This is a genomic window from Vibrio sp. 378, assembly GCF_033339435.1.
Map to the genome: position 1 here is coordinate 1 of NZ_JAWOUO010000297.1, position 863 is coordinate 863.

2 protein-coding genes are annotated in these 863 nt (G+C 47.4%); both read left to right on the forward strand.

Translation table 11 applies throughout. From position 1 onward, the window contains the following. Positions 1 to 551 (forward strand): thiamine pyrophosphate-dependent enzyme (locus R7Q48_RS25820; protein WP_318133022.1); only part of this gene is annotated, 551 nt, incomplete at its 5' end. Then, positions 538 to 863 (forward strand): alpha/beta fold hydrolase (locus tag R7Q48_RS25825; RefSeq protein WP_318133023.1); only part of this gene is annotated, 326 nt, incomplete at its 3' end. The genes R7Q48_RS25820 and R7Q48_RS25825, both read left to right, overlap by 14 nt.

Sequence of the window (863 nt, forward strand, 5' to 3'; positions counted from 1 at the left end):
CGGCTGACATTGAAGAGCGAACGCAGAGCGTCGATGTCTTTCTCGGTAACAGCTTGTTTGTTCGATTAGTCGATATGTTTGGCCGATTAAATACTGAGGTGTTTACCAATCGCGGAGCGTCGGGTATTGATGGTCTATTTGCCACAGCTTCGGGTGTTCAGCGTTCGCTAGGCAAGCCGCTATTGATGTACATCGGTGATACATCGGCGCTTTATGACCTCAACTCGCTCGCGCTGTTTTCTCGTAATGACCTACCGGCAGTACTTGTGGTCACAAATAATGATGGTGGTGCGATTTTCGATATGTTGCCAGTGCCTCAGGAGCATCGCACTGCGTACTACCAAATGCCCCACGGTTATCAGTTTGAACATGCAGCTAAGCAGTTTGGCTTAAAGTATGAAAAGCCAACTACATTAGAAATGTATCAAGCAGTGGTTGCCGAGCACTTGTCGAGCGGCCAAGGCACAATGCTGGTGGAAGTTCAAACCCCACCAAGCCAAGCCGCAGAGTTGATAAAGGCATTTAATAAGAGCCTGCATGCTTCACTCTGAGCGTCTCTCTCCAACTGAAAAACACCAAAGTGGTGCTCTTCCCACTCTGGTGTTTTTGCATGGTCTTTTAGGAAGTGGTGCTGATTGGCAAGCTTGTTTGGATGAGCTGACTCAGTTTGAACGAGTCGTTATCGACCTTCCTGGTCATGGTCGCAGCCAGTTTACAAAGTGCAACGATCTCGATGATTGCTGCAAACTTCTTAATTCCACACTATCTTTATTATTTCCTCCGCAACAACCACTTATTTTGATTGGCTACTCAATGGGTGGAAGAATCGCAATGCACGGTCTTGCTGGTGAGTGCTTCTCAGA